The organism is Acinetobacter sp., assembly GCF_041911495.1.
Classification (GTDB): Bacteria; Pseudomonadota; Gammaproteobacteria; order Pseudomonadales; family Moraxellaceae; genus Acinetobacter.
Map to the genome: position 1 here is coordinate 1 of NZ_JAYROT010000036.1, position 26999 is coordinate 26999.

The window sequence follows — 26999 nt, forward strand, 5'->3', positions numbered from 1 at the left end:
TCAAACAAGACAGCATTCGCTTCTTTTCGAGTGGCAAACACACTGCCATGGATTACATGACCTTTCAATGTATGAAAGAAGCTTTCAGTCACTGCATTGTCCCAACAGTTTCCTCGTCTAGACATGCTTTGAATACAATTATTCGTCAATAATAGTGCTCTAAAAGCACGACTACAGTACTGACTGCCTTGGTCTGAGTGCACCATCACACCTGTTGGATAGCCTTGACGTGCAAGAGCATAGTCAAACCCATCACATACCAATTGACGATTTATCCGTGTACTTGTCTGCCAACCTACGATACGTCGGCTGAAAAGGTCTAACATCACACATAAATATAACCAACCTTCTTTAGTTCGAATATACGTAATATCAGTTGTCCAGACCTTATTAGGTTCAGTCACTGTAAATTGTCGATCTAACAAATTCGGTGCTGTTGGCAAGCGATGATTTGAATCCGTCGTATACTGGTATTTATGCGCTATTTTACTGCGCAACCCCAGATTTTTAAGCATCCGACCAACAGTACGCTCACTCATGCTATAACCAAGATCATACATATCATGAATAAGGGATGGAGCACCTAAACGAGCGTGGTGCTGCCAGTACGGCGCTTTTAAATCATCATACTGCTTTGTGATTCGTATCTGACGTTTTTTCCATGCATAGAAGCCCGAAGTGCTGACTCCAAAGTATTTACATAGCACAGTGACTTTAACCTGTTTCATTGCAAAATCTTTGATTACCGTGTACTTCTCTTGCTTTGATCGGTGAGGAAGTACACATGCACTTTTTTTAGTATGTCATTTGCCTCTTTGAGCTGTTTGACTTCTTTTTCTAGATCTATGATCCTCTGCTGCTCAGAGGTAAGCTGACGTTTACTTGAACCTGCTGGATTAGCCATACGAATCCATTTATCTAATGTCGAATATCCGACACCAAGTTTTACAGCAATTGATGCTAATGATTCATGTGAGTTTGCAAGTGTATAATCGATTGCTTGCTGTTTAAATTCTGGACTAAATCGTTTAGCCATTAGTGTATCTCCTAAGTTAACATTACGTTATCTTTAGAGGGACTAGGTGTCCATTATTTTGTCTAGGATCAGCTTATTGATCTTTCCGCCATTTTTTCCATGCGTAATAGATCAACGTGCCGAAAGGTAAAATCAGAAAAATGCGCCTAAACCTAAAAAGGCGTAGACTGCATAAATATTTGCGACTGCAAAAAATAGAAGTAAAGGAATTAATTGTCCTATCATTTCACCACATAATCCGCAAATGGCTTGCTTCCATTTATTCGGTCATTTTTCGCTTTTATTGTTATTCGGTGAATCTTTTTCGTTGCTTGTGGTCACGCTTATTTCTCTGGCTAAAAAATGTTAATACATCGCCTCATCATTACTCAGTGCAATCAAGCCACGTATCGCACGATAGACACTCCACACCCACGCCAAGCCGATAATGACTAAACAAATCGTTGGCGCAAACACCGCCCACCACGCCGATTGATAGACAAAGACCACTAGAAATAAACTGGCAAAGCCAATTACATTCCAGAGTAAATACCACCAAAATCCTCGAATCTGCCAAAGAAAATGACTTTCTAAAAAAGTGCCTTTGACACTAGAAAATTTGACATGGTTGATAATAATCGCGATCACTGCCAAAACGCCTGCACTAAAGATCGCAGCGAGGTATAAACCGTAAAGTAAGTAGGTGAAATATTTCTGATCTTGGGTTGCGATTTGGCTGAATTGGTTGTTTTGGCTAATTTGTTTGCTCATCATTATCCTTTTATTTCAAAACTTAGAAAAGTCGTAGCATAAACACACTAAACGCCAGCAATGCAATATGCGCCACGATACTCAGATAATAGTATTTTTTAAACGGTTGTTTCTGTGTCTTATGGTGAAAGTGCTTCATGGCAAACCACGCCGCCGTCCAACCACCTAATGTGCACATGAGCAGTAAATGCTGTTCGGAAATACGTTGATCACCTTGCATCGCCGCTTTTTTGTCTTGATAAAAAATCCAGTAACAATAGCTATTCACCAGCATAATCACCAACAACGTAAATGGCGGAAGCTGTCCATAGGCTGCGGTGACAAACAGCACCACCCAATACACCAACATGGCGAGATACATCGGATGCCATGCAAAAGGCTTTTTTGATGCGCTTGAAAAAGGCTGGCTGTTCGGATTGTGACTAAAGACTTGCTTGGCTTTGACGTAGCGGACATTGCGGGCTTGCGGTCGAGATTGATCATCAATGCCTAGCTCATACTCCAGCACACAGCCCTCAATCGGTCGAGGGCCACTACGCTCAAAAGCACTGATATGCAAAAACACACGCTGATGCTTGGGATCGCTAATGCCCTTAATAAAGCCGTAACCTTGTTCATCGTGCCATTCGACCAAACGTCCTTGATAGCGTGCCATTAGAATACATACTCTGTGTTTAAACGATCATGGGTCATATTGCGCATCTCTTGCGGATCTTTCTGTAGAATTTCTGTGCCAGTGCGTCCTTCATTGCGATTGCGCTCTGCAACTTGCAAACGAGAAATCCAAAAACGACAGGCTGCCATCGCAAGATAGGTTTGCAGGCAAAATTTTTCATCATCAGTCAACGCACGTACCTTTTGATAAGCATTTAAAAATGCCTGCGCTTTTTCCATATCTAAAGACACATTGGGATAATCACTGCAAAAATCATTCATCGTAATACTGATATCAAGTAACAACTGATCATAACTCAGCTCAGAAAAATCTAAAATTCCCGACAACTTGTCGCCGACATATAGACTATTATCACGGAACAAATCGGCATGAATCAAACCATAGGGACGATTTGGATAGGCATCAAACATCTGCTCATACTGTGCAAATACTTGGGTGAGTAGCGCTTGGTCGGCTTCATTCATTTTTGGATACAGCTCGTGGGCAGTCGCAGACCACCATGCATGATCATGATTATTTTTGCGTTGTAATGGATAATTTTGCAAAGCCAAATGCATTTTCGCCAAAGCTTCACCCATTGCGCTAACTTGCGCTACCGTAGATGGCATTGGATGCTTGCCTGCGATGCGTGGCGCAATCTGTGCAGGTTTACCGACGATGCTGTGAATCGGTTGATCTTGAAAGGTGAGCGGAACAGCGACTGGGATGCCGTGTTGCTCAAGATGTTGTAACACAGGGAACAATTCTGTAGCCGCATTTAAGTCCAGCTCTTCAAATACTGTGAGTACAAATTCCTGATCGTTTTTTTCAGTAATAAAATAGTTGGTGTTTTCTATCCCACCTTGAATCGGTTCGATCTCGATAATCTCTAAGCCATATTGCATGGCGAAAGTGTTTACTTGTTCAAGATTGAGTTGGGTATAGACGGACATAACAATGAAAACTCTAGGCATACAGAATATTTTTGTTAGAATAACCGCTTCTTGCGCCAAGGTGTAGTCTTTGCGCACAGAAGCTAGATGTTCTTTGAAAGAATCGTCTATTTAAAAGTGTTATTTCGCTGTTAAAACAAGTTGCTGAGAATCAAGCTATGTTAGCAAAACGAATTATTCCATGTTTGGATGTGGACAATGGACGCGTGGTCAAAGGCGTTCAGTTTTTGGATATTCGTGATGCGGGTGATCCTGTGGAAGTGGCACGTCGCTACAATGAGCAGGGTGCCGATGAGATTACTTTCTTAGACATTACAGCAACCCATCATGGTCGTGATACGACGTATAAAACCGTAGAACGCATGGCGGAAACGGTCTTTGTACCCCTCACCGTTGGTGGTGGCGTGCGCAAGATTGAAGATATTCGACTACTGCTCAATGCAGGTGCAGATAAAGTCAGTATTAATTCAGCTGCAGTATTCAATCCTGAATTTGTGGCTGAAGCATCGAGTCGCTTCGGTGCACAGTGTATCGTGGTCGCCATTGATGCCAAAAAAGTCGCTGAGAATAAATGGGAAATTTTTACCCACGGTGGTCGTAAGCCGACTGGGATTGATGCGATTGAATGGTCAGTGAAAATGGCAGAGTTTGGCGCAGGCGAGCTTCTCGTCACCAGTATGGATGCCGATGGCACCAAAGCGGGTTATGACATTGGTTTGATGCGTGCAATTAACGATCGAGTGACAATTCCGACCATTGCCTCGGGTGGTGTGGGGAATCTGCAACACATGGCAGATGGAATTTTGCAGGGTGGGGCGGATGCGGTGCTCGCAGCGTCGATTTTCCATTTTGGGCAACATAGCATTCCCGAAGCCAAAGCCTTTCTTGCAGAACAAGGCATTGAGATGCGCTTATAAGATTTCATTAAAGCTTCATGATCAAAGATTAGGCTTACACCATCAGGTGAGTTTTATGAGATTGATTATGCCTCAGCAGATTTACACCATTGATGATATCAAGTCTTGTTATGTTGAGTTTGTGAATAAGCTGGACAGCCCTCGGATTGATAATCTTACCAACTGGGGGCAACATCGCTTATTTTTGGCGAAGTATTTTCCCATTAAAGATGGTCGATATTCACCGAGCGATATTATGATCGAATTCAATACTCGGACTTATCATCTCGATACCACCAAGGCGCCAGATTTTTTAGATCAACACAACTATTTGGTATGGTTGCAAGGTGAGCTGTTGAAAGCCTAAATAAACTTAAAGTTAAAATTTTGACTGAATATTAAAAATCGATTTATAAACAATTATTCTGAATTTGTATCATTCAAAAATGGATTCTTTACCACATCTACATCATCATTACTATTCTGCTCGACTTTTATAACTAAATTTTGTGATTCAAGCGTTATCACCGTTTGCTCTAAAATCTTCATTAAAATTTTGGCATGCTCTAAGCTGTGTTGATCTTGATGAATCTGCAAACTGCCATAAATTGAAATTCGCTCGCCTTGATTTTCAATCGTGAGCGCATCAATGGTGATGCTTTGTGTATGATTTTGAAAAGGTTTAAATTCCATTTTTCTGTCCTGTTTAAGTCCTAGAATTCGTGTTTTTAATTGGCATTTGTATCCTTTTCTTTCATCCACTCTACGATCGGCAAAAGAATGCGATTGATTGAAAAGCGATTTGGTTCATCTCTCTCGTTACCCTCATTTTTTAGATTTTTCATTTCAGAATTTTCTAACGCATCTTTTTGAACTTCATCTTCATTGGCTGTTGAAAATATTTCAATCAAGTTTGGTAAGCTTGGCATAGAAACCTTTTCTTTAATTGTTGTCCATTGAACAGGGTTTTCTAATGCATAAGATTGACCAACGACAAAGCGTTTTTGTGTCGCCAAAATCTGTTCTGCTTCAACCATTGGTGCACATTGGCTTTGTAAGTCTTTATCGATAAATGTTGGATGTTTATTAGCTTTGACTTGATTGGCACGCATCGGTAACTGAAAGACTTGCCGTTTAGACTGCTCATCTAATCGAGGATAAAGATTAATCCCGACTTTTTCTTCTAACGCACAGATGCTTATCGTTTCAGCATAGCGAGAGCCGTCATTTTTACTGAGATATGCACTCGCCATGCCGATACGTGGAAAATACACTGCTTTATACACATGGCTAGGTACAAGTACGTCATGTCCTTTTTTAACATATTTTACGGTCGGCTCAAGATAGGCAGAACCCGTAATGATATAAGCATCGAGCTTATATTTTGTGACCATTGCTCGGGTGGCTTCTTCGATCTCACGCCATGTATTTTGATTATTGTCATAATGCTGTGGAATGATGTTGCTCAGGGCAAAGCTTTGATATTGAGAGGTTTTGTTATTCATATCGGCATTGGGTGCCATGTGTCCACGGTCATAACCCGAATTGCGATATGCCTCTAGGGTCGCCTGTGCTGAAACTGGCAGACGATCATCTTCATGAAAGTTATCTTCACGTTTGATCCGAATGCTGAGTCGTTCAGGGCTAAGCTTTTCCGCCACCCAAATTGGCGTTTTGGAAATGCCTGAATAATGCACGGTAAAGCCTTGATTGCAGAGTGGGTAGCTATCAACGCTCAACTTTTTATTGATCAGCTCTGGTGGTGCTTCTGCGTAAAACTCATCCAAGCATAAAGTATTGGAAAAGGACAGTAATTGCCCTGTGCTGAGTTGTGGTAAGAAACAAACTATTGATATTAAAGTTATAAGAAGGAAATATATTTTTTTCAAGAGGCTGTACTACAAAAGATAAGGCTACAAAAAATCGGACTATAAAAGATCGGGCTACAAAAATTACGCAAACTTTACATCGGAGATGCGCTGTTTAAATCTTAGCAATCTAACTTTACCAAGTATAGGTAATTCTCTTGATTTACTCACGTTTAACACACAGTTGATGCGCTTTTAGACAACTTGACTGCTACAAAGTTTACAAAAGGCTAGTCTAAGCTGAGCCCAACTTGAAATGTGAAAGGATCTTCGTGACCCAAACTTAGCCTATTGCATTTCGGATGCCATTTTTTAGCTGAGAGACTTCTTATTAATATATTTTTGAAAGTTCTCATTCTAAAAGTCGAAATGCGCAACTGTTCATGTCAGATCGATAATGAGTCGTTGAGATGATTCAGCATAATTTTAGTGTATCCATCAATGATTCTTACGATTTTTAATTTCTTGGATTTTGGGCTGATCCAACTCACCTTAATGAGTTCACTTGAATCAGTGTGAGAAAACATTGGAGAATATGATGTCTAACTCAAATAGCACTATCTCAAATAGCAAGATCAAAACAAATAAACCAACAGCAACAAAAATGACTTTGGGTCTGAGTGCCATTGCAGCAGCGATGTTTGCAACTTCTGCATTTGCAGAGCCACCAATTCAACCCGGTGATACGCTGGAAAGCTTATCTAAAGCAACTGTGCAAACTACGATTAATGGTCAACCCGGTTCACTTGAGCAAATGGGTATTCCAAAGCAAGTGATCTCACAGGCGATTGCTCAAAATGCAGTGATTGATTTGCAAGCACGTACGTTGCGTCCAATGAATGCACCAGTTAGTGCTTCTACGCAAGTTGCCCAAAATGTTGAATCAATGGATGATAATGTTGAGTCGGAGCTGAGCGCAAATGCAGGGGAAATTTCAGAGTCTGAGCAATCGGCAATGACTGAAGCACAAAACCAACTTGCTCAAGCGCAAGTGACAACTGAGCAAGCATCTATGCAAACTGCTGAATTGAATGCAGCTGTTGATACTGCAATAAACGAAGCCGATCAAACAGTATCTTCCGCACAAGCTGATGTGCAAAATGGAATGGATCAAAACGCTGCAGCGTTGATGCCTGAAGTCGATCAAGATGCGATTGATCCAAATGCGCAAGCTGTTCCTGCGGAAGACATGAACCAAACTGAAGATGCAACACAGTTGGCAGAGCCTGATATGGATGCAACTGCGCCATTGCAATAATCTAAAGTTAAGTAATTCGCTTTAAAAAACAAAGCCCCGACTCTTCGGGGCTTTGTTTATTACTCATTCAACGAGTGTATTGGGAATTTTTTAAGGCTTAGATCTCAATCTGACTACCTAATTCGACCACCCGATTACTTGGGATTTGATAAAAATCACTCACCGCACTGGTATTACGTTGCATGGAAATAAACAACTTCTCTCGCCACGGCGCCATGCCATCGCCAACCGTTGAAATCACTCGATCACGAGAGATAAAGAAGCTGATTTGCATCATATTAAACTCAAGCTCAAGTACATCGTAGACTTGCTTCAATGCTTTTGGAATATCAGGTTCATCTTTAAAACCGTAATAAACAATCACTTTGATAAAACGATCATCTAATTTTTTGACATAAATCCGAGCGTCATCTTCAACATAAGGCACATCTTTGGTTTCGACCGTGATCAAGAAATTTAGCTCATGCAAAATCTTATTGTGCTTTAAGTTGTGTAACATCGCATGTGGCACAATCTTCGGGGTACTGGTCATAAAGATCGCCTGACCTTGTACGATTTGCACGCTATTGCCCAAATGGTTGATAAAGATATCGAGTGGCAAAGCATCACGTTGCAAGTTTTCAAACATCAACTCACGCCCACGTTTCCACGTCATGAGTAGCACAAAAACCACACCACCGATAGCGATCGTCACCCAACCGCCATCAGGTATTTTTAAAGAGGTTGCGCTGACGAAGATCAAATCCAAAACGAAAAACGGTGTCATCACCAAAGCAGTTTTGTAGACAGGCCAACGCCAATACGTATGCGCCAAAATCGTGATCAAAATCGTGCCGCACAGCATGGTACTCGTGACTGCGACACCATATGCACTGGCAAGATTTGAACTATTTTCAAACAATAAGACAATGATGAACACGGCAATAAACAATGTCCAATTTAAAAATGGCACATAAATTTGTCCTTGCTCAGATTCGGAAGTCTGCTGAATGGTGAGGCGAGGTAAATAACCCAACTGAATGGCTTGTTTCGCCATCGAGAAAATCCCTGTAATCATTGCTTGCGAGGCAATGATCGCAGCAATGGTAGCAAGCCCAATCATCGGATAGAGTGCCCATTCTGGCACCATTAAGAAAAATGGATTTTCAATCGCATCTGGACGACGAAGAAGCAATGCACCTTGTCCTGCATAATTCAAAAGCAAGCACGGCAACACCACAGTAAACCAAGCCATACGAATCGGTGTCGGACCAAAATGCCCCAAATCTGCATACAATGCTTCACCACCTGTGATGGTCAGAATCACTGCCCCCATGGTAAAAAATGCAATCGCAGGGTGATCCCAAACAAAGCTTGCTGCCCAGTGCGGACTTACCATACCGAGTACGATCGGTGTCTGAATAATATTCCAAAGCCCAAGCGTGCCAAGTGACAAAAACCATAACAAAGTCACAGGACCAAAAAACTTCCCCATCACCGCTGTACCATGACGCTGAATCATAAACAGTGCGGTCAAAATCCCCAGTGCAATTGGTACGATCCAATCATTAAATATCGGTGTAGCAATACTCAAACCTTCCACCGCAGAGAGTACGGAGATCGCAGGGGTAATGATGCCATCGCCAAAGAATAGCGATGCGCCGACAAAGCCACAGGCGATAATTGCCAGTTTGTGTTTTTTGATGAGTTGCTTATTACGCAAGTTCAACGCCAAAAGTGACATGATGCCGCCTTCACCATTGTTATCTGCGCGCATGATGATGCTGACATATTTGATGCTGATGGTGATGGTCATACACCAAAAGATTAGGGATAAAATCCCCATGATACTTTCAATGGTGACATCGATATGCGCAGCCGAAAAACATTCTTTGATCGCATACAGCGGGCTCGTCCCAATATCCCCAAAGACAACGCCGAGAGCGGCAAGTGTCATAGCAGGGAGGGCGGCTTTTTTGACGTGACTCATAAATATAAAATCAATGATTTTGGTATTTGCGGCAATGTTAGCACTGTTTTTCAATTATTGTGCAATCTGCTTGGCATTCATTGCAAATTTCGCTATTATCCCTGACCTCAATGGTGAGGTGTCCGAGTGGCTGAAGGAGCACGCCTGGAAAGCGTGTATACGTTCATAGCGTATCGAGGGTTCGAATCCCTCTCTCACCGCCAAATATTTTAAAAACATAATTTTTTAATCACGATAATTAAAATTAAACTTTCTCCCTGATCTGATCAAATCGTCCAGTCATAACTATTTGTTTACTTCTTGTTAAAAACATAGTATTTCTATTTTTGAATGCCTGCGTTGATGACATGCGGTTAAATTACTGATTTTATACTATTTAACAATTATGTTTTTTGATTTTGGAGTGGTTGTAATGGGGATGAACACACAGCTTGCACGCTTATGTTATGCAAGTAAAACGGTTAAGGATGAGGATGAAATCCGTCAAGATTTGATGGACATTCTAGCTGAGGCAGTTGATTTCAATGGCAGACATCAGGTGTATGGTGTGCTGTACTATGGCAATGGTAAATTTTTTCAATGTCTTGAAGGCAGTGCGGAAATTGTCAATACATTATTTTATGAAAAAATCACCAAAGACCCACGCCATAGTGATGTGGTGCTGTTAGATTTGGCTGATATTGATTATGTCAAATTTAGCAGATGGAGCATGAAATATGCGCCTTATGATAAGGCGATGCTCCGCTTTTTTACCGACCGTGGTATGGCGGAATTTGATCCTTATTCGCTACAAGAGCAACGCTTAGAAGATTTTGTTGATTATTTGCTGAAGATTTAAAGCGAACAGCATCTTTCTATAACAAAAAAGACCATCCGAAGATGGTCTTTTTCAATTTTAAAGGGCTGTGCAAATTACCAGTGTTCACCTGGGAATAAGCGTGCATACGCTTTTTGCATAATGTTCAATTTTTCTTGCTTGCCGACAGATGCCGTAGAGCTAGGGAATAGGTTGTAACCAATTGACATCAAGACATTGTTGATGTTTGGCGCAACCGCATACGTGATTGAAGCCAAGCGACCAAGATTGGTGGCAATCTTCTTCGGACGTTTTACGATCGCATACGCAATTAAATCAGCTGCTTGCTCTGGTGAAAGCGTTGGAACGTAGTTATACATTTTGGTTGGTGCAATCATTGGTGTACGAACCAATGGCATATAGATCGACGTTAATGCAATCTTGTGTGATAACGCTTCAGCAGATAAACAACGGCTAAACGCATCGAGTGCAGCTTTTGATGCAACGTATGCAGAGAAGCGAGTTGCATTCGCCAATACACCGATTGAGCTGATGTTGATAATTTGACCTTGCTTACGTGCCATCATGTCAGGCAATAAGTTCAAGACCAAACGTACAGCACCGAAGTAGTTGAGTTGCATGGTGCGTTCAAAGTCATGGAAACGATCTACCGACTCATGTACTGCACGGCGAATTGAGCGACCAGCGTTGTTGACCAAAATATCAATATGATCAAAAGATGCTTGGATTTCTTTAGAAACTTTGTCAATCGAATCCATGTCATTCAGATCGCATGGGAAGACAGAGGCTTGACCGCCTTCAGCTTCAATTTCAGCTTTGACTTCGTCCAATTTTTCTTTGGTACGTGCCATCAAAATGACATGAGCGCCAGCGTTAGCAAGTTGTTTTGCCGCAGACAAACCAATACCACTTGATGCGCCAGTGATAATGATATTTTTGCCTTCGACTTTTTTGATCAATTGTTTTTGCAATCTTGAGTTCATAAATGCGTCCTATAGTTCATACAGTTAAATTCTTGGTGTGTTGTAATGCGCAAGACTCCTGATTGATCATCACAACTTATTCTGTACACATGATAGCCAACTTGTTCTAGGTGATCTACTCTAAATATATGAAAAATAATAAATTACATAGAGCGATTACTCTAAACTGACTAGAGTACCTACTCTATTAATTTGCTAAATCCTTGAGCTAATGTCAATAAATCTCTTAGATATTTGATCAAAGATCCATCTTTATTTGTAAAAAAATTGTAAAAACTTGCTGAACAATGAATTTTCGATTTGGATTATTCGATTTGATAAAAATTCTTGGCATTTTGATGGAAGATTTTAAACATCGCATCTTCGCCATAAGGCTGAATCATCTCGATATAAGCGGCGATGATTTCGGTTAAATCTGCGCTAGGTTTATCCATTGGGAAGTTTGAGGCAAAAAGAATACGATCTGTTCCAAAGACCTGTACAGCATGGTTAATCATTGGTTGAAGTCGTTCGATGATTTGCATTTTCGTGGCTTTTTGCTTTTTAAGATGAAAATCATGTCCAAGCACAGGCATGAGTAAACCTGAAATTTTGGCGTGTACATTTGGACATTCTGCAAGTGTCGCTAGTTTGACTTTCCATTCTTCAAAGATCGTTTGGCGTGCTTGTACAGTTATTCCTGTAGATTTGCCAACGGCACCAAATAGTCCAGCGGGTGTGCCGAGATGGTCAAGCATGATTTTCGCTTCAGGAAAGTGTTTGGCGAGGGCAGTCACATCATCAAGTTGTGTCGAGTAGCACCATGCGTCAAAAGTGAGATTTTGACGAACGATCTGTTCAAAACCTTGCAGGAATTTTTTATCACGGTAAAGTCCTGCTTGATCGCACCAGCGATAAATGCCTTTATCTTCATGATACGATGCCATTTTTCGGATACCACGAAACTGCGGACTGGCTTCATGGTGGAGTTGTAAAATTTTCTTAAAATCACGGTTCTTCGGGTCGGCAGTGGCAACGATTGCACCTAACTTGATATTTTGTTCAGCAAAGGGCAATTGATCAATCCAGCGAGTTTCACCGACCACACCAGTGCCTCTGTGATCGTGCCAATTTGCTTCCACATGAACGACACTTTCGACATTAAAATGACCAATGTCTTGCTTATAGTTGCGAGGCAGATACGGCGCAAGTGCATGATCGGTGAGCCCTAAGGTGTCGATCAGCGCTTTGGCTTTGACCAATCGCATCAGCCTATCCATAGCACGAGGATAATTTCCCAAAACTTTCACCAAATGCTGTGCGGCATGTGGCGTATGGTATGGGTCCCATTGGTGAATATGTGGGTCGATGATGGGGAAATTAAGTTGCATCACTTCCTGTGTCACGGCTTTGCCTATTTATCTATCGTCCTGATTAATTCACTATAAACCTGAAATGATGATGAATAAAATGATTCGATTCACATTGCGATTATGAATACTGTTCATATTGAGAAAGCGCTTAGATAAAGTTAGTTTAGAAATAACTGTCTTGGAAAAAGCCATTTTAGAAAACCATCTTAGAAAAAGCCGTCTTGGAAATATGTTGTTTCGGGATTATCTGCGAGCAATGATGAACTTTGTTTTCACTTCACGGCGATTTCTCCTATAATAGTCGGCATTTATATGTCGCCGTTCTATAGTCAGAGAACTTAGATCCTGCTACAGCGTTAACCTCGTTCGAAGTACTACATGTACACCTTCACACGGTTGCCTTGTATCAGGATTAATTTCTTCGACTATCGTCAAGTTTTTTTAATGTGTGATGGAAACTAAAATCACCAACGGCATGAGTTGAACAACTTTAGGAGTCCTACGTGGCCCAATATATTTACACGATGAATCGTGTGTCCAAGATGGTTCCACCAAAGCGTGAAATCCTCAAAAATATTTCCCTATCATTTTTCCCAGGTGCCAAGATCGGTGTACTCGGTCTAAATGGTGCGGGTAAATCAACTTTGCTTCGTATCATGGCAGGTGTTGATAAAGATTTCTCCGGTGAAGCACGTGCGCAAACTGGCATTAAAATTGGCTATCTTGAGCAAGAGCCACCGCTCGATCCAAGTAAAGACGTGCGCGGCAATGTCGAAGATGGTTTGCGTGAACCTCTTGATGCGTTGGCACGTTTGGATGAAGTATTCGCTGAATATGCCGCAGAAGATGCAGACTTTGATGCGCTTGCCAAAGAGCAAGAGAAGCTCGAAGGTATCATCCAAGCATGGGATGCGCATAACCTGAATAACCAGCTTGAACAAGCGGCTGATGCGCTACGCCTTCCTGCGTGGGATGCGGATGTGAGTTTGCTATCGGGTGGTGAGCGTCGTCGTGTGGCACTTTGTCGTCTGCTCTTGTCGAAGCCTGATATGTTGCTTCTTGACGAACCAACTAACCATTTGGATGCAGAATCTGTTGCATGGCTTGAACGCTTCTTGAAAGACTTCCAAGGCACGATCGTGGCGATTACCCATGACCGTTATTTCTTGGATAATGTGGCTGAGTGGATTCTCGAGCTTGACCGTGGGCATGGTATTCCATATCAAGGCAACTATACTGCGTGGCTTGAGCAGAAAAATGCACGCCTAGAGCAAGAACAGAAGCAAGAAGAGTCATTCGCCAAAGCCTTGAAAAAGGAATTGGAATGGGTGCGTCAGAATGCCAAAGGTCAGCAGAAGAAGAACAAGGCCCGTATGGAGCGTTTCGAGGAACTCAACTCGAAAGAATTCCAAGAGCGTAATGAAACTTCTGAGATCTACATTCCACCTGGTCCTCGTCTGGGCAACAAAGTGGTTGAAGTCAATAACATCAGCAAATCCTTTGATGGGCGTTTACTCTATGAAAACTTGAGCTTTACTGTACCACCTGCGGCGATCGTTGGGATTGTCGGTCCAAACGGTGCCGGTAAAACCACACTGTTTCGTATGATGACGGAAGAACAACAACCTGATACAGGTACTGTGACACTTGGTGAATCAGTCAAAGTGGCATATGTCGGTCAGATTCGTGATACGTTGGATAACAACAAAACCGTGTGGGAAGAAGTGTCTGGCGGTTTGGATATTCTCAAAGTCGGCGATTATGAAATTGCTTCACGTGCTTATATCGGTCGTTTTAATTTCAAAGGTCAAGATCAGCAGAAGCGTGTCGGCGAGCTATCAGGTGGTGAGCGTAACCGTTTGCAATTGGCGAAGATTCTACAGCAAGGTGCCAATGTCATCTTACTCGATGAACCGTCGAATGACTTGGACGTGGAAACATTACGTGCGTTAGAAGATGCGATTTTAGTTTTCCCAGGTACAGTCATGGTGGTTTCGCATGACCGTTGGTTCCTTGACCGTATTGCGACACACATTTTGTCTTTTGAAAATGATGAACCTGAATTCTACGATGGTAACTATACTGAGTATGAAGCTTATCGTAAGAAAAAGCTCGGTGATGAGGCGCGTCCAACACGTGCCAAGTACAAGAAAATCAGTGGGTAAATACTAATTTCAAAAAACCGCATCAAGTGATGCGGTTTTTTTGATTGGAAGGTTAAGTTAATCTAGGATCAGATAAAAAACAGAATCTTTTAGGCAAGTTCTTGCTGTTTATACGCATAAGTCGGGAATAACCTTCGGTTCGACCTACTTTCCTTTCGGGGAAAGTAGGCAAAGCCATTTTGTCAGTCGCAAACTCGGGCATATATCAAAATCAATCCGACACCTTGAAGAACGTCACTTTACCAACAATGTCCTGTCCTCGAACAATGCGACTGACGTTCCCACGTATCAGATAATATCTACTCGTCGTATAACAAACTAAGATTTATTCAGCCAACGCAATTTCAATCGCTTCTAAAAGACGTGGGTCTTCGGCAGTAATGTCAGGTGCAAAACGTGCGATGACTTCACCACGACGATTGACAAGAAATTTTTCAAAATTCCACAGCACTTCAGGTTTTGGATTAGGTGTTAAACCATATTCCACCAGATCATCCCACCACGGTCCTTCGCCGATACGCTCAGGTTGAGTTTCAATCAATGCTTGATACAACGGATGTTTATCATCACCTGCAACAGAAATTTTTGAAAATAACGGAAACGTCACATAATAACTGACTGAACAAAACTCTTGAATCTCTGCATCGCTACCGGGTTCTTGTTCGAGAAAGTTATTGGCAGGGAAGCCTAAAATTTCTAAACCTTCTGCTTTTTTTAAACGATATAGTTTTTCCAAAGCTTCATATTGTGGCGTTAGACCACACTTCGAAGCGACATTGACGATCAACGCCACTTTGCCTTGATAATCTGCAAGCGTTGCAGTCGCACCACCCATTTTCTGAAAGGCGATGTTTTGAATCGTACTCATCTCGTGCTCATTCCATGATGTTGGTCAATGAAGTGAAACCATCACAAGGTGTGATGACTTCATCTTCAACACAATATCTTCAATGCAAATTCTTTATGATTATTGTGCTGCTTCTACAGGTGCAGTTTCAGTATTTGCAGCTTCTGCACTTGGTGCTGCAGTTTTAGCACCTTGAGCTGCGGCGCTGTTTGCACCTTCAATTTTGGCATAGATCGCTTGGCTCAGCGTAATTAGCTCTTGCTGTGCTTTCATGGCTTTTTCTTGTAATGGTTTTACTTTTTCAATATCAAGCTTTTCAGGATCAGTTTGGATCACAACTTCACTCATTTCAATGCTGATCAAGCTATTTTCAATCATTTTTTCACGAAGTTCATTGGCTTCCGAGCTCTTTAATTCGATTGCACGAAGTTCTTTGTTACTTGTTTCAACAAAAGCTTTGAGCTCTAGAAAAAGTTTGTCAATTTCAGCTTTGTTTTTCTCTTGCATCGCAGCTTCCATACGTTGTCCAAGCTCACGAGATTTTGGCTCTTGTGTTGCACCGTAGGCTTGCAGTTTATCAATGTCGGCTTGGATATCCGTTGGATTATCTGTTGATAGTTTTGCAGGCTTAGCTGCTTGCGCAGTCGCAGCGCTTTCGCCTTGTTTTACTTCGGTAACTGGTTTTGAGCATGCGGTAAAAGCTGCCATTGAAGCGACTAAAGCAAGTAAAGTTAATTTTTTCATAACATTATCCATGAGTTTGATTGAATAAAAATTGTCAGAAAAGTTTGATTAAATTAATTTTTCTGAGTGATCGTGATTCAAAAAGCATTAAAAATCAGAATCAAGACAAATCGTCTGGTTGAGATGCGCTTACTATATCTGAAAGTAGATCAAACTTACGAATACTATTTGCATCGTTTTGCTGTGAATACGTTAACTTTATATTTACTTTGGTCACAGCGGTGCCAATAATGTCTATCTGAAATTTTAGTTGTTTGTTTAGTATGTCTTCAGCCGACCACAGCTCAGTGATGTTACATCGCTATGTCTACTTATTGCCTCTGACAGCGGTCTCGGTTTGGGCGGTCAATATCGTGGTTACACGTTATGCCGTGGATTTGATTTCACCCATTAGCATTAGTTTTTATCGGTGGTTGATTGCTTTAGTGGTGCTGACACCATTTTGTTTACCCAAAGTCATTCGGCGGTGGGTTGATGTTCGTCCGCATTTACTATGCTTAGCTGTGCTCGGCTTCTTTGGCATGGTGTGCTATCAGGGTTTGGCATATACCGCAGCGCATTATACGACAGCGACCAATATGGGCATTATCAATGCCTTTATTCCAATTTTCTCGATTCTGCTTAGTCTAGTGGTGTTGCAGATTCGCACAAGTGCGATGGCGTTGTTTGGTTCGATGATTTCGATCGTTGGATTAGGGTACTTAGTGACGCAAGGGAATATTCAGCAATTGCTTCATGGGCAACATATTATTGGTGATTTGCTGATGATATTGGCGGTGATGTTGTATGCAGGCTATGGCGTGTTGTTGCAACATTGGAAGATTGCCTTGCCACTATCCATCATGTTGTACATGCAGATTTGTTTTGCGGTCGTGTTGCATCTACCATTTTTTTTGTACTTCGGCTTAGATGCTTTGAATGCGTCAAACCTTCCGCCTGTGCTCTACGCCGCACTTTTTCCATCTATCGTTGCGCCATTGGTATGGATGATGTCGATCCAAGCTTTAGGTTCGAATAAAAGCAGTGTATTTCTCAATTTGGCACCGATTTTCACCGCCATTATTGCCTATATTTTCCTCAAAGAACAATGGACAACGTATCACTCTATTGGCGGTATCCTGGTCTTGGCAGGGATTTTATTGGTACAGAAAAAGTGAATTTAGAATGGTTGAAAATACCTTTTTCTAAGCGCGGATCACTTGTCCTGTCACCGCATCAATAATACGACTTGGCTCAGGGCTGTCGCCTAATTCACCTGATAAAATGGTCACTTGGTCAGAGAAATATTTCTGTACTTCAAGTGCATTCATCGCAGGGGAAAGTCCCGCAGGATTGGCACTGGTTGATACGACAAAATCATCTAAACTTCGGCAAAGCTGTTGGCAGAGCAAATGATTGGTGACCCGAATCGCAACACGGTCATGATCACCATAAATCCATGCAGGAATCTCATCATTGATTGGCAATAGCCAAGTATGAGCACGTTGATTTTGTGCTGATTTTTCCCATGATGCGATGACTTGGTTACGTATCGTTGTATCTAAGCCCACAAGTAATGGTTCAACACGTTCGATACTTTCACTGAGTAGAATGACGCCTTTTTCGATCGGACGGTGTTTGAGTGTGAGGATTTTTTGAAAAGCGTGTTCTTGGCGTGGATCACAGCCCAATCCCCAAACCGCCTCAGTCGGGTAGGCGAGGACATCGCCTTGTTTTAAGGTGTATATGGCTTGTTCAAGATTGATAGTTTGCATAGTTCGCACAAGAAGTAAAAGTACTTTCGGTTAGCGCACAATATAGGCGTTAGCAACGCAGGTAGCGACCTGCATGTTGACGGCATGCGCCGAGGAGTTCTAATTCTACCAAAGCCACGTTCAGTTCGCTGATGGAAGTTTGTGCACGTGTTGCGAGTTCATCAATCGATAATCCAACCCAATCCAACTCTGCGTAAAGCTTGGCGAGATGTGCAGGAATTTCAACCTGCGTAGGAATCACTTTTGTCTGCTGTGGAATGCTCTCTTGTCGCTGAGCCTTCTGGCTTTTTTCAAGCTGTATTGTCTTGTTAGATTGGGGTGTATCAAGCTGTGGATGGTAGGCGTTTAAGTCTTCGAGAAGCTGTTCAGGATGGTCAATCAGCGTTGCGCCTTCACGAATCAGTTGATGACAACCTTGATGAAACTGACTGTATATATGCCCAGGAATGGCAAAGACGGATTTACCTTGATCAGCGGCGGTTTTTGCAGTGATCAGCGAGCCACTTTTAAAACCTGCTTCAACGACTAAGGTTGCTTCACTCAGTCCGCTAATGATGCGGTTGCGACGTGGAAAGTTTTGTTTGGCGGGCGGTGTGGCAGGGAAGAACTCTGTCACGATGGCACCGCCAGTGTCGATGATCTTTTGCGAAAGTTGCTGATGCTCAGATGGATAGCATTGATCCAAACCTGTAGCGATTACGGCAATGCTCTGACCTTGATGAATTGCGCCATGATGTGCTGCGGCATCAATGCCTATCGCAAGTCCGCTGGTCGTGTGATAGCCTCGACTGGCAAAATAACTGGAAAAATCATACGCCACTTGAGCGCCATGCGGGCTTGGCTTACGACTACCGACAATGGCGATTTGCGATTGTTTTAATACATCTTTTTGGCCACGAATAAATAAAATCGGTGGGCGATCATCATAATGACTGAGTTGATCAGGATAATCGTCATTACCATCAAATAAAATATGATCGCAATGGTTTTTGATGAGTTCGAAACGCTTTTCAAATTGCGCTTGACCTGAGTCGGAGTGAAAGTCTTTAAAACGGTCAATGTGATTGGTATGAAGCTTTAACTGTTGCCATTTTTCTAAATGCTTTAAATCCAAAGCCTGTTCAGCATCTTGAAAAATATGGAGTAGTTTAAAATAACTGCTGACAGAGTGATGCAAGATATACCAAAGCTTCAGTTTGGCGAACTCTGAGGGTGAAAGTTGTTGATACATTGTATTTATAAAATTTTCAGTTGAGATTATTTTTGAATTTTAGTAAAAACAAGTGATTAGACGAATCTAATCACTTATTGATCGGGTTACTCTTCAGACATTGGCACAGCAAGTAATGCGCCTGTTTTGACTGGTAAGCTACTGTCTAGGATATACGCATAGCTGACCTGATCAAAAGTACGGAACACTAAAGCATGACCAATACGCTGATTTGGAAGCTGTAAGGTTTCTTTGGTCTTCGGATCAACGGTTGTTTCACCAAGCTGATCAAGCGCAAAGACTTGTCCAACAGTCACACCTGCTTGTTGACCACGATTCAAGGCAACTACGCTGTGCTTACCTGCGGTACCAATCGAACCAAGTACACGAATCACTTGACCACCATCAGTCACAGCATCGACTGGTACAGGATAGAATAATGTTGGCAACATTGGATCGTAGATCGGCATCAATAAATCACCTTTACGCACTTCGGCTTTATAGGTTTTATTGATTTCGAATGTACTAATGTCTTTGTCCACTTGCGTGACTAGACCTGTTGCGACTTGCGTTAACTCAAGTGCAGCCACATATTCTTTACCTTCGGCATCTTGGAATTTGTACGGATCGCCTTGACGATAGATCGCATACGGCTGACCGATTTGTACGCCATTACCACGCACATAGATACGATCACCTTCAGCTGCGATGACACGGCGCTCAGTCATACCGACAACGTATGGAATATTTTCTAAAGTTTCAGGTGCAATAACGATATTTCGTTCTAACCAATGGCGAATTTCATCGAGCGGAATCACAGGAATCGCATTATTAAGTGATTCGACACGGATTTGCGGTGCAAGTGTTGTTGCGCCAGCACGGCGGAAAATCCCTTCACAACCATCGCCTTCATCACGTCCAATAAGCGTACGTCCATCAAGTGTACAAAGTAATAAACGATCACCTGGATAAATCAAATGTGGATTACGGACATGCTTATTGCTCGCCCAAATCTCTGGCCAGCGCCACGGCTTGGTTAAAAAGCGTCCAGAAATATCCCATAAAGTATCGCCTTTTTTGACGATATAAACATTTGGTGCATCACCACGTAGAGAAGGTGGCGTTGGATTTTTTGCTTGTGCTTCCACTGCAACACCTAATCCGAGTCCAACACTCATAGCGACTGCCAGTACACCCCGTTTCAAAGTCGTCGTCATGCTTGTTTGGTTGTGCAAAACTTTTGTCATTATCATAATCCCTAATAATGTGTTTGTAATTCGGCTATAATGTTACCCGATACAAACGCCCCCTAGTGAAGTAAATATATCATTTTAGATATTTGCTTTACCAATGGCAACTGTGAGGACCATATGGCACTGCTACCTATTTTAAGTTTTCCCGATCAACGATTACGCACCATTGCTAAGCCTGTTGAAGACGTCAATGACGAGATTCGTCAGCTTGCAGCAGATATGTTTGAAACCATGTATGCCGCTCCTGGCATTGGTTTGGCTGCGACACAGGTAGATCGTCATATTCAGTTGATCGTGATGGATCTGTCTGAAAACAAGGATCAGCCTATGGTATTCATCAACCCCAAAGTCACACCACTGACTGAACAAACAGCACCTTACGAAGAAGGCTGTCTTTCGGTTCCTCAAATATACGATAAAGTTGAGCGTCCGTCACGTGTAAAAATCGAAGCTTTGAATTTAGATGGTGTAAAATTTGAAATTGAAGCTGAAGAATTGCTTGCCGTGTGCATTCAGCATGAGATGGATCACTTAAATGGTAAGCTGTTTGTCGATTATCTTTCACCGCTGAAACGTCAACGTGCACGTGAGAAGGTTGAAAAGTTTGTCCGTCAACAGCAAAAGCAAAAAGTGCCTGCAAAACGCTAATTCTGTCATTTAGGCATAAAGAAAAAAATGCGATGAATAAAAAAACTGCCACGAGGGCAGTTTTTTTATATGTAGATGAATTGCTTAGAGTTAATCTGAAGTGGACTGATATGGGTCAATCTTGTTGATCCGCACTCGATCAATCTTATGTCCATCCATGGTCAAAATATCAAAACGGAAACCATCTGCTTCGATACTTTCGCCATCGCTTGGCACACGTCCAAAATGCCACAGTAAATAACCTGAAAGCGTAGAGTACTCTTCATTATCATCGACGAGATCTTTATCAATCAAGATCGACACATGACGAATATCGCTTGAACCGTCGAGCATCCATACACCTTCTTCGAGCACTTCGGCATCAGGGAGGATGTCGTCCTCATCATCAGGGAACTCACCTGCGATCGCTTCTAAGATGTCGATCGGTGTAGCAATTCCTTCGATTGAGCCGTATTCATTGAGGACAATGGCGATTTGCATTGGCGCATTACGCAACTGTTCCATCAGGGTCAAAACTTTGAGGTTTTCATGCACTACCAAAGGCTGACGCAGATTTTCTTCGATACGAATCTCGCCTGTTTCAAGCAAATCATTCATCACTTTGTGGGTCAGAGCAACACCAGCCAAATTGTCCAAGTTGTCCTGAGCGATGAGAATCCGTGAGTGTCCAATAGCAAGCAATTGCTCTTTGAGATCAGGATCATTTAGATCAAGCCACTCAAGATCAGGACGTGGTGTCATGATGGATTTGACAGGGCGTTCTGCAAGCGTCAATACACCATGAATCATGCCTTTTTCTTCATTTGAGAACACGTCATTGACTGAAGAATGGGTTGCCAAAATATCTGCAGTTTCAGAGAGATGCTCACCATCATGATGTTCAACATGTCGTCCACCCAATAAGCGGAGTACAGCCGAAGCCGTGCGAGAACGCAAATCGGTGGTGGTGATCATTTTCTCACGGTTACGTTTGGTCGCTTGGTTGATGGCTTCGATCAATACCGAGAAGCCTATCGCAGCGTACAAGTAACCTTTTGGAATGTGGAAGCCAAAGCCTTCGATCACGAGCGAGAAACCAATCATGAATAAGAATGCCAAACACAGAATCACGACGGTTGGATGCTTATTGACGAAGTTCATCAATGCTTTGGATGCAAGCAACATCACGGTCATGGCGATGATGACCGCAATCACCATGACAGATAAGTGTGGCACCATGCCCACAGCAGTAATGACGCTATCTAGTGAGAAGACAGCATCTAACACGACAATTTGTGCAATGACCATCCAAAAAGCAGCATAAACTACTTGCTCTTCTTTGGCTTCGACTTTGCCAGCGATACGCTCGTGGATCTCGGTTGTGGCTTTGAATAGTAAGAAAATTCCACCAAAAATCAGAATTAAATCTCGCCCTGAGAAGCCATAACCAAAGATCGTAAACAAATCATCGGTCAAGGTCATGACCCATGAAATCGAGAACAGCAAGATAATGCGCATCCCTAAGGCTAGGGTTAAGCCGATGATACGGGCTTTATTGCGCTGTTCAGGCGGAAGTTTTTCCGCAAGAATAGCGATAAAGACGAGGTTGTCGATACCTAAAACAATTTCAAGAACGATCAGCGTTGCTAAGCCGACCCAAGCTGACGGATCGGACATCCATTCAAAAATCATGCGCTTGCCTCCTTAAAAAGCGGAGTGCACACGACAATATCCCATTGGTTTAAAAAATTATTATTGATCAACATAAAATTATCACAGTAAAAGTGACAACATCGACTACTCATATAAATTTTTGAAGTGGTTAAAGATGTGTTCAGTATATGCAAGTCTGCTTATGATTTCATTAAAAATTGTTGTGAAATATTGTGTTAAGAATGCACAAAATCGGCGAGTTTCATAAAATTTTCATAAAGTCTATACAAGCTAAACCCTGACATGCGTATACTGAAAAAGAAATAGGAGATGGAGAATAAATAATATGGTGCGAGAACAACACCAACAGAATAGTGAAGCCACAACTACAGAATCATTTGCGACAGATTCAACAGCTACAGAATCAAAGAACCAAGTTAAACAAGCTGAAAAGATTGCTACACAAACCTTGATTGCACTGTACTGCGGCTCACGTGCAGGCAATAAACCAATCTACCAACAGTCCGCAATTGCACTTGCCAAAGAACTTGCTGAAAATGGCTTTGGTGCAGTCTATGGGGGTGCAAGTATTGGTCTGATGGGACAAATTGCCGACACCGTCCTTGAATATGGCGGTGAAGTGGTCGGGGTGATTCCTGAGTTTATGTTGGATTATGAAATTGCCAATGAAAAACTCACTGAGCTTCATGTGGTCGATACTATGCACACCCGTAAAGCCATGATGGCAGAACGTGCAAGCGCCTTTGTTGCCTTGCCAGGTGGTTTAGGAACTTTTGAAGAAATCTTAGAAGTCGCAACTTGGGGACAGCTCAATCAGCATCAAAAACCAATGATGATTTTTAATGTGAATGGTTATTACGACACCCTCATTGCACAGCTTGATCATGCGGTAGAAGAAGGTTTTTTACCTTTACATCATCGTGCCAAAGTCTTGGTGTGTAATGATATTCAACAAATTATCGAAGTGCTTGAAAATTTAAATTGCCAAAGTCAATTTGCAATTTAAATCTAAACTTTTGATATAAAAATGCCATCAGATAAGATGGCACTTTGTGTGTTGAATGGGCTGAAATTAGACTTAGCCAATCCAATTATTAATATGTTGATATAACCACGGTAAGCCTGTCGCCAAGAGAATGCTGACAGCTAAACCGAGTAAAAGTTTCATGGCATCTTTACTGATATTCCGTGCGGTATAGCGACTATCGACGGTGACCATATGCATCGAAATGGCAAACTCACGCCCCGCAAGTAAACCTAAGAATACCCAAGTGGTACTCATTGGAATATTACTCCATTCCTTAAATACAAGCAGAATCAAGGCATAAATAAAGTCGATAATGGTGGCCGCTCGAATATCTTCTACGCCAGTTTTGGTATTGATAATATTTTGAATCGCACCGCCACGTTGATAGAAAATCACGCCCATCAACACCACAAAAGTTGCCACCGCAAACAGCATAAATTCAAACGGGACTTGGCGAGGTACATAAACAAAGATGTTTGCCAAATCCTGAATCAGCCATTGACTCCATAAGAAGGCAGTTGCTCCCCATTGCAACACGATCCAAAAGCGAGTTGGGGATTCGTGCTTTGTTTCGGAGAAATAGACGGTGACTTTACGGATCACAAAGCGATACACCAAGATCGCTACTACAAATGCGACAGCGTAGCCCATCACCGACTTGGTGAGCATGCTACTTAAACTACTTGGTGAAAAGATGGTGAGAACAAGAAAAGTGGTACTGACAGGAATGCCATATTTGGTCAGAATGATCAGTAGAATCGGCGGCACAATATATAGCCATGATATGCCGCCTTCGGGATAGGGAATGGTTTCTAAACGACCATAGGCAGCATCCCCAATACCTGAAGCCCACCAACCATAAAGCAAAACAATTGCTAAAATAGTACTGGCGAATAACCACAGCACCCACCACGGGCGATGCGAATTTGATGAAATAAACGTCCCTAAGGTTTGCGGAACATCATTACCGACGATGGAATATGCCGCTAAGCAAAATCCAACAATCATCAATAATTCAATTGACATGGTACATTCCCTTGTGGGGTAACTGTTGTAGCATAAAAAAGTGCAAAACAACTTTGGTTGGAAGTGTGACGTTGCAAAAATGTGTCTATTTTATGAAAGTTTAATGACAATAGCATCTAAATATTTTGTTTTTATGCAAAAAAATAGCAACCCGCAGGTTGCTATCTATTTTTAGTAGGTTAAGTATCTGAAATAAAATTGATTTTTAGCAAAATTATTTCAATGTAATTTGGTAAACCGCTGTGGTGCCACTCACTTCATTACCGACGATCAACAATGGCATACCTGTCGGTGATTTTTTACCTGATACAAAAGTTAGGCCTTCAGGACCTAGGTCGCCTGCTTCGCCATTCTCATGTTGCTCTTCCGTTGCATCAACTTTGCGTGTATTGATGTATTGGATGAATTCAGGCGATTTCGGGTTACTAATGTCATAGACCATGACACCGCCAACACGCTCCAAGCCAACAAATACAAAAGTCTTTTCACCGATCTTACCAACGGTTAAGCCTTCAGGTTCAGGACCTTTATTGTCACTACGATCATCGAGTGCAATGCTTTCGTGATCAGAGTTAAATAATGCAGGAAGTTCTTTGGCAATGGTTTGTTCGATTTGATCTTTAGAGTCCCAAACTTGTACGCCATGTTCATCCCAAATACTGAATGAGCGACCGCCGAAGCTATATAGTTTGTTGTAGGTCATATAGCCATTCTCATCAAGGATTGGCGATCCATCAGTATTTTTCAAATAGCCCATGTTCCAGATGATATTTAAACGACCGAGTTGTTCGTCTTCACGGCAGTCACTACCGCAATAGCCAAATACAGAACTGTCGAGTTTTGCGCCTTTGGCTAGGGCGTTGAGCTGTGCAGGCATATCATTGCCAATTCGTTTTGCAAAACCTTCTTTGTGTACAAGATGCTTCATACGTAGCTCGTCCATAAAGCCTTTGCTCGTGTCACCATTGTAATAAGCATCTTCGTCACTTATCCATTCACGTGCATCGCCTTCATTAGCGGTAACAAGATAAGTTAAGCCGTCCACGTCATAGCTGGTGATCGCATCAGGCATATATACGCCATATACACCTGCCCAAGTTTGGATATTGACTACGCCATCATCACTTGCATCAATCCCTTGACCTGCAACACCATGATCTTTAAAGCCTAAAGGTAATACGTCCGTGACCGTTGCTGTGGCAAGATCGACTTTGGCAAGTGCATTGTTCTCTTGCAAAGTCACCCATGCAGTTTTGCTATCACTTGAGATGGTGATGTATTCAGGTTCTAAGTCTTGTGCAACGCTTGCATTCGGTCCATAGATACGCACACCAGTTTCAGTCAGTTGCATTTTTTTATCATTGAAAGATTTAAAGTCTGCTGTGCGAACGGTTGGTTTACTAATGTCAGTGACATCAATAATGCTAATCGAGCCTTCAGGATCAATCGTGTAACCGTCATTTGGTTCGCCTTCATTTGCAACTAAAACGCTTTTTCCATCAGGACTAAAGGTGAGCATGTCAGGTAATGCACCAACTGGTATTGAACTAATGAAGCTTAAATCTGACGCTTTATAGAACGCCACTAAGCCTGTATCCGTTTTGGTCGGCGCTTGTACTGCAAGTGCAACGATACCGTTATGTACCGCAACACTGTTCACTTCAGAATCAGCCAAAACAGCACGTGCGGAGAGTTCGCCAATATGGGTTAAATTCGCCATATCGCTACCATCAAGTACATCGACCAAACCTTTCTTGGCATTCACCGTAAAGATGCGTTTTGACTCAGGATCAAATGCAGTGATCTCTGCCGAACTTTCTGCAAACACACCTGATGCATAACGACCTAATAGGCTCAGTTCAATACGTTCAGGTGTTATTTCGGTTTGTTCTTCGGGTTGCCCTGATGCGTTATCGTCATCATTACATGCGGTAAACAGCATTGATACGCTTAAGCTCATCGCTAAGCAGAGCACTTTTTTGTTCAATAAATTGGTATTCAACGACATTAATATTCCCCATTAATTGCATAGTTAAAATAAAATCAATCTATGCTAAAAATGCGCTGTGTCATTTACATGACTTTTTGATGACGAACGTATGACAATGACGATTAGTTCTTAAATAATCATAAAG

Annotated in this window: 24 protein-coding genes, 1 tRNA gene and 1 pseudogene; 9 read left to right on the forward strand and 17 right to left on the reverse strand. The window is 42.1% G+C overall.

The window, feature by feature from the left end; genetic code table 11:
- From ACE3PQ_RS04170 to ACE3PQ_RS04185, 4 genes and pseudogenes are all read right to left on the reverse strand, one after another.
- Nucleotides 1-1036 (reverse strand): annotated as a pseudogene (locus ACE3PQ_RS04170) (IS3 family transposase); the annotation flags it as partial.
- Nucleotides 1037-1381: 345 nt separating this feature from the next.
- Nucleotides 1382-1786 carry a DUF4870 family protein gene (locus ACE3PQ_RS04175; RefSeq protein ID WP_374295483.1) on the reverse strand — a complete coding sequence of 135 codons (405 nt, stop codon included), beginning with the start codon at nucleotides 1784-1786 and terminating at the stop codon, nucleotides 1382-1384.
- 22 nt (nucleotides 1787-1808) lie between these two features.
- Nucleotides 1809-2441 (reverse strand): DUF1294 domain-containing protein, encoded by a 633-nt coding sequence (locus ACE3PQ_RS04180; protein WP_374295485.1) that lies wholly within the window; start codon nucleotides 2439-2441, stop codon nucleotides 1809-1811.
- Nucleotides 2441-3394 (reverse strand): homoserine kinase, encoded by a 954-nt coding sequence (locus ACE3PQ_RS04185; RefSeq protein ID WP_374295487.1) that lies wholly within the window; start codon nucleotides 3392-3394, stop codon nucleotides 2441-2443. The genes ACE3PQ_RS04180 and ACE3PQ_RS04185 overlap by 1 nt, the downstream gene beginning before the upstream one ends.
- Before the next feature lie 158 nt (nucleotides 3395-3552).
- On the opposite strand from ACE3PQ_RS04185, the gene hisF reads away from it, so the two are divergent.
- Together hisF and ACE3PQ_RS04195 are read left to right on the forward strand one after the other, a co-directional pair.
- Nucleotides 3553-4311, forward strand: coding sequence for an imidazole glycerol phosphate synthase subunit HisF (hisF, locus tag ACE3PQ_RS04190; protein WP_241570426.1), 759 nt, complete (start codon nucleotides 3553-3555; stop codon nucleotides 4309-4311).
- Nucleotides 4312-4378: 67 nt separating this feature from the next.
- Nucleotides 4379-4657 (forward strand): hypothetical protein, encoded by a 279-nt coding sequence (locus tag ACE3PQ_RS04195; RefSeq protein WP_374295489.1) that lies wholly within the window; start codon nucleotides 4379-4381, stop codon nucleotides 4655-4657.
- A gap of 53 nt (nucleotides 4658-4710) precedes the next feature.
- Here the strand turns inward: ACE3PQ_RS04195 and ACE3PQ_RS04200 are convergent, their stop codons facing one another.
- Together ACE3PQ_RS04200 and ACE3PQ_RS04205 are read right to left on the reverse strand one after the other, a co-directional pair.
- On the reverse strand, nucleotides 4711-4983 hold the full coding sequence (locus tag ACE3PQ_RS04200) for a hypothetical protein (protein WP_374295491.1): 273 nt from the start codon (nucleotides 4981-4983) through the stop codon (nucleotides 4711-4713).
- A 35-nt stretch (nucleotides 4984-5018) separates the two neighbouring features.
- On the reverse strand, nucleotides 5019-6077 hold the full coding sequence (locus tag ACE3PQ_RS04205) for a DNA/RNA non-specific endonuclease (RefSeq protein WP_374295493.1): 1059 nt from the start codon (nucleotides 6075-6077) through the stop codon (nucleotides 5019-5021).
- A gap of 619 nt (nucleotides 6078-6696) precedes the next feature.
- Between ACE3PQ_RS04205 and ACE3PQ_RS04210 the strand changes: the two genes are divergently transcribed.
- Nucleotides 6697-7416, forward strand: coding sequence for a hypothetical protein (locus tag ACE3PQ_RS04210; RefSeq protein ID WP_374295494.1), 720 nt, complete (start codon nucleotides 6697-6699; stop codon nucleotides 7414-7416).
- A gap of 97 nt (nucleotides 7417-7513) precedes the next feature.
- On the opposite strand, the gene ACE3PQ_RS04215 is transcribed toward ACE3PQ_RS04210, so the two are convergent.
- The gene (locus tag ACE3PQ_RS04215) at nucleotides 7514-9385 is read right to left on the reverse strand and encodes a potassium transporter Kup (RefSeq protein ID WP_374295496.1); all 1872 of its coding nucleotides are present in this window, start codon (nucleotides 9383-9385) and stop codon (nucleotides 7514-7516) included.
- A gap of 112 nt (nucleotides 9386-9497) precedes the next feature.
- Here ACE3PQ_RS04215 and ACE3PQ_RS04220 point away from each other — a divergent pair.
- Nucleotides 9498-9588: transfer RNA gene (locus ACE3PQ_RS04220), tRNA-Ser, on the forward strand.
- A gap of 209 nt (nucleotides 9589-9797) precedes the next feature.
- Nucleotides 9798-10223 (forward strand): BLUF domain-containing protein, encoded by a 426-nt coding sequence (locus tag ACE3PQ_RS04225; RefSeq protein ID WP_374295498.1) that lies wholly within the window; start codon nucleotides 9798-9800, stop codon nucleotides 10221-10223.
- Between the two features lie 74 nt (nucleotides 10224-10297).
- On the opposite strand, the gene ACE3PQ_RS04230 is transcribed toward ACE3PQ_RS04225, so the two are convergent.
- Both ACE3PQ_RS04230 and ACE3PQ_RS04235 read right to left on the reverse strand, forming a co-directional pair.
- Complete coding sequence (locus ACE3PQ_RS04230; protein WP_374295500.1) at nucleotides 10298-11185, reverse strand: SDR family NAD(P)-dependent oxidoreductase; 888 nt, start codon at nucleotides 11183-11185, stop codon at nucleotides 10298-10300.
- A 305-nt stretch (nucleotides 11186-11490) separates the two neighbouring features.
- Nucleotides 11491-12558 (reverse strand): amidohydrolase, encoded by a 1068-nt coding sequence (locus ACE3PQ_RS04235; protein ID WP_374295582.1) that lies wholly within the window; start codon nucleotides 12556-12558, stop codon nucleotides 11491-11493.
- Nucleotides 12559-13040: 482 nt separating this feature from the next.
- Between ACE3PQ_RS04235 and ettA the strand changes: the two genes are divergently transcribed.
- The gene (ettA, locus tag ACE3PQ_RS04240; protein WP_092619015.1) at nucleotides 13041-14702 is read left to right on the forward strand and encodes an energy-dependent translational throttle protein EttA; all 1662 of its coding nucleotides are present in this window, start codon (nucleotides 13041-13043) and stop codon (nucleotides 14700-14702) included.
- A 325-nt stretch (nucleotides 14703-15027) separates the two neighbouring features.
- Here the strand turns inward: ettA and ACE3PQ_RS04245 are convergent, their stop codons facing one another.
- Nucleotides 15028-15570 (reverse strand): glutathione peroxidase, encoded by a 543-nt coding sequence (locus ACE3PQ_RS04245; RefSeq protein WP_374295502.1) that lies wholly within the window; start codon nucleotides 15568-15570, stop codon nucleotides 15028-15030.
- Nucleotides 15571-15669: 99 nt separating this feature from the next.
- Entirely contained in the window at nucleotides 15670-16293 is a 624-nt protein-coding gene (locus ACE3PQ_RS04250; RefSeq protein ID WP_374295504.1) for a hypothetical protein, read from the reverse strand.
- Nucleotides 16294-16556: 263 nt separating this feature from the next.
- Between ACE3PQ_RS04250 and ACE3PQ_RS04255 the strand changes: the two genes are divergently transcribed.
- Complete coding sequence (locus tag ACE3PQ_RS04255; RefSeq protein WP_374295506.1) at nucleotides 16557-17450, forward strand: DMT family transporter; 894 nt, start codon at nucleotides 16557-16559, stop codon at nucleotides 17448-17450.
- Nucleotides 17451-17477: 27 nt separating this feature from the next.
- Here the strand turns inward: ACE3PQ_RS04255 and ACE3PQ_RS04260 are convergent, their stop codons facing one another.
- The 3 genes from ACE3PQ_RS04260 to ACE3PQ_RS04270 form a co-directional block, all read right to left on the reverse strand.
- Nucleotides 17478-18047 carry an L-threonylcarbamoyladenylate synthase gene (locus ACE3PQ_RS04260; RefSeq protein WP_374295508.1) on the reverse strand — a complete coding sequence of 190 codons (570 nt, stop codon included), beginning with the start codon at nucleotides 18045-18047 and terminating at the stop codon, nucleotides 17478-17480.
- Nucleotides 18048-18096: 49 nt separating this feature from the next.
- Nucleotides 18097-19278, reverse strand: a complete 1182-nt coding sequence (gene dprA / locus ACE3PQ_RS04265) for a DNA-processing protein DprA (protein ID WP_374295509.1) — start codon at nucleotides 19276-19278, stop codon at nucleotides 18097-18099.
- 86 nt (nucleotides 19279-19364) lie between these two features.
- Entirely contained in the window at nucleotides 19365-20504 is a 1140-nt protein-coding gene (locus ACE3PQ_RS04270; RefSeq protein WP_374295511.1) for a LysM peptidoglycan-binding domain-containing protein, read from the reverse strand.
- Nucleotides 20505-20627: 123 nt separating this feature from the next.
- Here ACE3PQ_RS04270 and def point away from each other — a divergent pair, with 123 nt between their 5' ends.
- Nucleotides 20628-21158 carry a peptide deformylase gene (def, locus tag ACE3PQ_RS04275; protein WP_374295513.1) on the forward strand — a complete coding sequence of 177 codons (531 nt, stop codon included), beginning with the start codon at nucleotides 20628-20630 and terminating at the stop codon, nucleotides 21156-21158.
- Between the two features lie 90 nt (nucleotides 21159-21248).
- Here the strand turns inward: def and ACE3PQ_RS04280 are convergent, their stop codons facing one another.
- Nucleotides 21249-22829 carry a TerC family protein gene (locus tag ACE3PQ_RS04280; RefSeq protein ID WP_374295515.1) on the reverse strand — a complete coding sequence of 527 codons (1581 nt, stop codon included), beginning with the start codon at nucleotides 22827-22829 and terminating at the stop codon, nucleotides 21249-21251.
- Nucleotides 22830-23136: 307 nt separating this feature from the next.
- Between ACE3PQ_RS04280 and ACE3PQ_RS04285 the strand changes: the two genes are divergently transcribed.
- Complete coding sequence (locus ACE3PQ_RS04285) at nucleotides 23137-23817, forward strand: TIGR00730 family Rossman fold protein (RefSeq protein ID WP_374295518.1); 681 nt, start codon at nucleotides 23137-23139, stop codon at nucleotides 23815-23817.
- Nucleotides 23818-23889: 72 nt separating this feature from the next.
- On the opposite strand, the gene ACE3PQ_RS04290 is transcribed toward ACE3PQ_RS04285, so the two are convergent.
- Complete coding sequence (locus ACE3PQ_RS04290) at nucleotides 23890-24864, reverse strand: hypothetical protein (protein ID WP_374295520.1); 975 nt, start codon at nucleotides 24862-24864, stop codon at nucleotides 23890-23892.
- Nucleotides 24865-25078: 214 nt separating this feature from the next.
- On the reverse strand, nucleotides 25079-26824 hold the full coding sequence (locus ACE3PQ_RS04295; protein WP_374295584.1) for a choice-of-anchor I family protein: 1746 nt from the start codon (nucleotides 26822-26824) through the stop codon (nucleotides 25079-25081).
- Nucleotides 26825-26999: the final 175 nt, after the last annotated feature.

Bases quoted from the DNA above. Each gene is read 5' to 3' on its own strand.
- hisF (WP_241570426.1), top strand. From the start codon at position 3,553: ATGTTAGCAAAACGAATTATTCCATGTTTGGATGTGGACAATGGACGC.
- ACE3PQ_RS04200 (WP_374295491.1), bottom strand. From the start codon at position 4,983: ATGGAATTTAAACCTTTTCAAAATCATACACAAAGCATCACCATTGAT.
- ACE3PQ_RS04175 (WP_374295483.1), bottom strand. From the start codon at position 1,786: ATGAGCAAACAAATTAGCCAAAACAACCAATTCAGCCAAATCGCAACC.
- ACE3PQ_RS04295 (WP_374295584.1), bottom strand. From the start codon at position 26,824: ATGAGCTTAAGCGTATCAATGCTGTTTACCGCATGTAATGATGACGAT.
- ACE3PQ_RS04290 (WP_374295520.1), bottom strand. From the start codon at position 24,864: ATGTCAATTGAATTATTGATGATTGTTGGATTTTGCTTAGCGGCATAT.
- ACE3PQ_RS04270 (WP_374295511.1), bottom strand. From the start codon at position 20,504: ATGACAAAAGTTTTGCACAACCAAACAAGCATGACGACGACTTTGAAA.
- ACE3PQ_RS04245 (WP_374295502.1), bottom strand. From the start codon at position 15,570: ATGAGTACGATTCAAAACATCGCCTTTCAGAAAATGGGTGGTGCGACT.
- ACE3PQ_RS04280 (WP_374295515.1), bottom strand. From the start codon at position 22,829: ATGATTTTTGAATGGATGTCCGATCCGTCAGCTTGGGTCGGCTTAGCA.
- ACE3PQ_RS04210 (WP_374295494.1), top strand. From the start codon at position 6,697: ATGTCTAACTCAAATAGCACTATCTCAAATAGCAAGATCAAAACAAAT.
- ACE3PQ_RS04255 (WP_374295506.1), top strand. From the start codon at position 16,557: ATGTCTTCAGCCGACCACAGCTCAGTGATGTTACATCGCTATGTCTAC.
- ACE3PQ_RS04185 (WP_374295487.1), bottom strand. From the start codon at position 3,394: ATGTCCGTCTATACCCAACTCAATCTTGAACAAGTAAACACTTTCGCC.
- ACE3PQ_RS04285 (WP_374295518.1), top strand. From the start codon at position 23,137: ATGGTGCGAGAACAACACCAACAGAATAGTGAAGCCACAACTACAGAA.
- ACE3PQ_RS04225 (WP_374295498.1), top strand. From the start codon at position 9,798: ATGGGGATGAACACACAGCTTGCACGCTTATGTTATGCAAGTAAAACG.
- ACE3PQ_RS04250 (WP_374295504.1), bottom strand. From the start codon at position 16,293: ATGAAAAAATTAACTTTACTTGCTTTAGTCGCTTCAATGGCAGCTTTT.
- ACE3PQ_RS04215 (WP_374295496.1), bottom strand. From the start codon at position 9,385: ATGAGTCACGTCAAAAAAGCCGCCCTCCCTGCTATGACACTTGCCGCT.
- def (WP_374295513.1), top strand. From the start codon at position 20,628: ATGGCACTGCTACCTATTTTAAGTTTTCCCGATCAACGATTACGCACC.
- ACE3PQ_RS04260 (WP_374295508.1), bottom strand. From the start codon at position 18,047: ATGCAAACTATCAATCTTGAACAAGCCATATACACCTTAAAACAAGGC.
- ACE3PQ_RS04230 (WP_374295500.1), bottom strand. From the start codon at position 11,185: ATGAACTCAAGATTGCAAAAACAATTGATCAAAAAAGTCGAAGGCAAA.
- dprA (WP_374295509.1), bottom strand. From the start codon at position 19,278: ATGTATCAACAACTTTCACCCTCAGAGTTCGCCAAACTGAAGCTTTGG.
- ACE3PQ_RS04180 (WP_374295485.1), bottom strand. From the start codon at position 2,441: ATGGCACGCTATCAAGGACGTTTGGTCGAATGGCACGATGAACAAGGT.
- ACE3PQ_RS04195 (WP_374295489.1), top strand. From the start codon at position 4,379: ATGCCTCAGCAGATTTACACCATTGATGATATCAAGTCTTGTTATGTT.